Annotated in this window: 3 protein-coding genes and 1 pseudogene; 2 read left to right on the plus strand and 2 right to left on the minus strand. The window is 71.2% G+C overall.

All coding sequences use genetic code 11. From position 1 onward, the window contains the following. Positions 1 to 84: 84 nt before the first annotated feature. Positions 85 to 1,434 (plus strand): annotated as a pseudogene (locus tag AC08OT_RS19380) (FAD-dependent oxidoreductase); the annotation flags it as partial. Positions 1,435 to 1,520: 86 nt separating this feature from the next. Here AC08OT_RS19380 and AC08OT_RS19385 read toward each other — a convergent pair. Then, complete coding sequence (locus tag AC08OT_RS19385; protein ID WP_476594579.1) at positions 1,521 to 2,210, minus strand: NUDIX hydrolase; 690 nt, start codon at positions 2,208 to 2,210, stop codon at positions 1,521 to 1,523. A 183-nt stretch (positions 2,211 to 2,393) separates the two neighbouring features. Then, positions 2,394 to 3,806, minus strand: coding sequence for a nicotinate phosphoribosyltransferase (locus tag AC08OT_RS19390; RefSeq protein ID WP_476603158.1), 1,413 nt, complete (start codon positions 3,804 to 3,806; stop codon positions 2,394 to 2,396). A 385-nt stretch (positions 3,807 to 4,191) separates the two neighbouring features. On the opposite strand from AC08OT_RS19390, the gene AC08OT_RS19395 reads away from it, so the two are divergent. After that, positions 4,192 to 4,386: a hypothetical protein gene (locus AC08OT_RS19395; protein ID WP_476594577.1), complete on the plus strand. Its 195-nt coding sequence runs from the start codon at positions 4,192 to 4,194 to the stop codon at positions 4,384 to 4,386. The last annotated feature ends 101 nt before the right edge of the window (positions 4,387 to 4,487 follow it).

Below are 4,487 nucleotides of genomic sequence, written 5' to 3' on the forward strand. Positions count from 1 at the left end.
GGATGGCGGGCTCCCGGATGATCAGTGAGCTTCGTTCCCGAGACCCCAACCTGATCATCACCGTGTTCGGGGGAGGAACCGCATCCCGCCTACAACCGCATCCTGCTGTCGAACGTCCTGTCGGGAAAGGCGGATCTCGCCGACATCACCCTGGTCGACCATGCGACGTCCGGCGACAGCGGTGGCGGCGGCCACAGCGATGGCGGCCACAGCGACGGCGACACGCCCCCGCGCGCCTTGGTCGACGTCCGGGTCGGCGTGGTGGCACACCACATCGACCGTACGCGTCGCACCGTCACGGCCGGCGACGGCAGCGTCGTCGCCTACGACGTACTCATCCTCGCCACCGGGAGCCGGGCGTGGCTGCCACCGATCGAAGGACTGACCCGACCGGATGGGACGCTGCTACCCGGAGTGGCGGCGTTCCGCACTCTCGACGACTGCCGGCGCATCCTCACCCAGGCCGAACGGGCCACCCGCGCGGTGGTGCTCGGCGGCGGCCTGCTCGGCCTGGAGGCGGCCCGCGGCCTGGTCCGCCGCGGTCTGGACACGACGGTCCTGCACGCCGCGGGTCACCTGATGAACCGCCGGCTCGACCGGCGGGCCGGACAGGTGCTGGCCCGGACGCTGGCCGGACTCGGGGTGCGGTCCCGGCTCGAGGCCAGGGTCGTCCGGATCCATGGCGACGAGCGGCTCACCGGGGTGGAGTTGGCCGGCGACGAGGTGCTCGACGCCGATCTGCTGGTGGTCTCGACCGGCGTCGTGGCGGTGACCGGCCTCGCCGCGGCGGCCGGCCTGCCGGTCGAAGCCGGGATCGTGGTGGACGATCAGATGCGCTCCCCCGCCGATCCGGCCGTGTTCGCGGTCGGTGACTGCGCGCAGCACGACGGGACGGTGCAGGGACTGGTGGCGCCGGCGTGGGACCAGGTCCGGGTGGTGGCTGACCTTGTCACCGGCGCCGACCCCGCCGCGCGCTACAGCGGCGCCCGGCCCGTGACCAGGCTCAAGGCGCCGGGAGTGGATCTCGCCACCATGGGCGAGGTCGACGTGGACGAGTTCGACGAGGACGCCGAGGTGCTGCAGTTCGTCGATGTCACCCGGGGCACCTTCAAGAAGCTGGTGATCCGCGGGGACCGACTGGTGGGCGCGATCATGCTCGGTGACAACCCGACGGTGGGGACCGTGGCGCAGTTGTTCGACCGGCAAGCTCCGGTGCCGGCCGACCGGCGTAGCCTGCTGTTCCCGGCCCGGACCGAGGTCACCGTCACCGACAGTCCGGCGACCCTGCCCGACCGGGTCACCATCTGCCGGTGCAACAACGTGACCAAGGACGGGATCACCCGCTGCTGGTTGGACGGGGCACGTGACCTGCCGGCGATCGTCACCGGTACCCGGGCGACCACTGGATGCGGCACCTGCCGGGACGCCGTCGCGGGCATCGTCGAGTGGCTGGCCGCGGCCGACCCGGACCCCCCGGCCGCGGCGGGCGACAACTGCGCGACCGGCCTGGAGGAATGTCCTCAGACGGACCGGCGCAGCAGCGGCGGGTGCAGCGCGGTCGCCGAGCCACGCCGATACAGTTCGGCGGGCCGACCGCCACCGCGCGGGGAGGTGCGCTGGCCCAGCGGCACGACGAATCCCGGCGTGGACAGCACCTTGCGGCGGAAGTTCGGCGGGTCCAACGCGACGCCCCACGCGGCCTCGTAGACGCGGCGCAGGTCGGCCAAGGTGAACTGGTCCTCGCAGAAAGCGGCGGCCAGCGGAGTGTACTCCAGCTTGGCCCGGGCCCGCTCCACGCCGTCCACCACTATCCGCGGATGGTCGAAGGCCAGCGTCGGGCCGTCGGTCGAGTCCAGATCCTCCACCGGCCACCAGCGGGCCCGCGGTCCGTCCCGGCCGGGCGGCGGCTGCGGGAGGTTCGGCAGCAGGGCCAGGTAGGCCACGCTGACCACCCGAACACGCGGGTCGCGGTGCGCGCCGCCGTAGGTCCGCAGCTGCTCGAGGTGACCGGTCGTCGTGACGCCCGTCTCGGCCGCGAGCTGCCGCAGGGCCGAGGCGTCGAGATCCTCGTCGCGGTCGACGAAACCACCGGGCAGTGCCCAGCATCCGCCGAACGAGGGATCGTCCCGGCGGATGACCAGGACGCAGAGCCGACCGGCGCGCAGGGTCAGCAGAACCACGTCCACGCTGACGGCGAGGGCGGGCGGCATGACGGCGTCACCGTCATGCCGCCCGCCCTCGCCGTCCAACGGACCGCGGATCCGGTTCGGTGGAGAGGCGGGCGCCACCCCTCCAGTCTGGCCATCCCCGCGCCGATGCACACGGGTCCCTCCTCGACCTCCCGCCGAAAGCGGCACCTCAGCGGGCGACGCCGCCCGACGGCCCGGGACGGCTCAGGGACGGCCCTCTGCGTGGACGACGGGCAGGCACGGCGGGCCGTAGCCCACCTCCCGGGCGATGGGGGGAAGGGCCGCGAGGGCCAGACGATGGTGCTCGCGAGCGCGCCGGGTGCCGGCCGGCCCGGTCAGGCCACCAACCGGCTCACCGGCCTTCACCAGCGGACGCAACAGGTCCCGGTCCCGGGCCGGGTCGGGCGGTCGCAGCGACGCGGGGAGCACGTCCCCGGAGCCAGAGGGACCCACCCCCGGACCGGACGGCGCGGACGGCGCGGACGGCGCGGACGGCGCGGACAAGCAGTCCGGGGCCGGCTGCGAGCCCGGCGGGCTCGGAAAGATGACATCAGCGACGGCACGGCCGTTGAGGTCATGGCGGCGGATGACCCGCTTGCGCCCCCCACGGGTGCTCTTGCCGACCGACCTCTTCGCCACGGGTTCGCCGTCGACCTCGACCAGCTTGTAGACGAACCCCGCGGTGGGCGCACCCGCACCGGTGACCAGGCTGGTACCGACACCGTAGCCGTCCACCGGGGCATCGCCCAACCGGGCTATGGCGTGCTCGTCCAGATCCCCGGTCGCGATGATCCGTGTTCTGGTCGCACCGAGGCTGTCGAGCTGCGCGCGGACGGCGCCGGCGACCCGACCCAGGTCCCCGCTGTCGATCCGGACAGCCCCGAGCTCGGCGCCCGCCGTCGCGACGGCGGCGGCGACCCCCGCGGGGACGTCGTACGTGTCGACGAGCAGCGTCGTGCCGACACCGAGGGTGGCGATCTGCGCGGCGAACGCCTCAGCCTCACTCGGATGGACGAGTGTGAAGGCGTGCGCACTGGTACCGACGCTGGGGACCTCGTACGCTCGGGCGGCCTCCAGGTTCGACGTGGCTGCGAAACCCACGAGGTAGGCCGCGCGGGCGGCGGCCACGGCGGCGGCCTCATGGGTGCGCCGGGATCCCATCTCGAGACAGGGCCGGTCCCCGGCCGCCCCGACCATCCGGGCCCCCGCGGCCGCGATCGCGCTGTCGTGGTTGAGGATGGCGAGCACGAGTGTCTCGAGCAGCACGGTCTCAGCGAAGGTGCCCTCGACGGCGAGCACTGGCGTCTCGGCGAAAAACGGTTCGCCCTCGGCGAAGCCATGGATGTCGCCGCCGAAGCGGTAGTCCGCCAGCCACTGTGCCGTGACCTCGTCGATGACATCGGCGGCCCACAGAGCGGCTAGCTCGGGCGGCCCGAACCGGAAGTCCGCCAGCGCATCGAGCAGCCGGCCGGTGCCAGCGAACACACCAAAACGGCGACCCGGCGGCAATGATCGGGTGAAGACTTCGAAGACCACACGACGATCCGCCGCGCCGGACCGGAGCGCCGCGCGCAACGTGGTCAACTCATAGTGATCGGTCAGGAGTGCCGTCGACATCCGGAACACGGTAGGGACGAACACCCTCCGATGCGCGCCGACCGGCGATTTGGCGGGCGGGGAAAGGGAGTGCCTTCATCCCGCCTGGGCACGTTGGCCCGACAGTGCATGTTGGCTTGGCGGTGGGTAAGCGTCGATTCCCACACGGCCTACACTACACGTTCCATCGACCTTCAGTAGCATACGGGAGAGCCTCGACGTGACCACGCTGATCAGCACTAGGCCGATCAGTACCAGGCCGATCAACGCAACCCCGACCGGCCCGACGGCGAGCACGGGGAGGATGACTGCGAGAACGGTCAGTCACCTTCGGTCGCAACCCGAACAGAAACGCTCTCCGGGGATCCCCGGGGATCCCCGGGGTCGGCGTGCGATCGTCTTGACCGTGGACCACAGCAATGCCGGGATCTTCCTCGTCACTGTCGGCGGGGCGCTGTTCGCACTGCTGGTGCTCGGCGGCCGGGCGGGCCGGAGCATCGCGCGCGAGGTCTGGAGTCGTATCGGCTTCTTCCGCTGGATACTCTTCCTGATCATCGTTGTGATCGTTCTCGACCTCGCGGACGGACTTCCCAACCAATGAACATACATTCGACGGGAACGCCCTCGCATAACACATGGGATTTGCATTGAAATAACTTGATTATTCTATGTCGGGTCTACGGGAAGTGAACATGTAGTTCC

Source organism: Frankia sp. CgJB1, from assembly GCF_977947065.1.